Source organism: Kocuria cellulosilytica, from assembly GCF_040981245.1.
Taxonomy (GTDB): domain Bacteria; phylum Actinomycetota; class Actinomycetes; order Actinomycetales; family Micrococcaceae; genus Kocuria; species Kocuria cellulosilytica.
Window position 1 is genome coordinate 1 of the sequence record NZ_JAVFWZ010000148.1, and the last position, 517, is coordinate 517.

Here is a 517-nt window from a genome sequence, read left to right on the forward strand (position 1 = left end):
ACCACGAAGTGGGCGAGGTCCCCGGGGCCCGAAGGACCGTTCGCCGCGTCGTCGACGTGCTCGGCGTACCAGGCGTCCGTCCGTCCCCAGGTGGAGACGTCGTCCACGGTGGCGGGGTGGTACTGGCTCCCGCAGCCGGCGAAGTTGCCCGGGTCGACGGTGGTGCCGTAGTGGATGCACTTCGAGATCCACGCGCCGTACCTGAGCTGTTTCTCGGTGGTCTCGAAGTTGGAGACGTTCAGGGCGAAGCCGTCGGCACGCTCCACACCGGCCCGCACGAGCCGGTCCGCGGCATCGCCGACGGCGAGCCAGCCGCTGTTGGTCCCGTCGAGGTACACGCGGGTGTCCGGCAGAGCTGTGAGGGCGTCCACGGCGTAGTTGACCAGCTCGAGCCGGTCCGCCGCCGCGGTGGTGCCGTCGGCGCCGTCGGGTCGGCACGAGTCCGGTGCGCCGGTCGTCCCCGTGTACCACGGGATCTGTCCCAGCCCGTCCGGTTCCAGGACGATCAGGGCCTTCC

The 517-nt window shown here is 71.0% G+C and carries 1 protein-coding gene; it reads right to left on the bottom strand.

Features of this window, described 5'->3' with window-relative positions:
- Positions 1-517: glycoside hydrolase family 6 protein (locus RCG67_RS17430; protein WP_368828077.1), on the bottom strand; the 517-nt coding region annotated here is incomplete at both ends.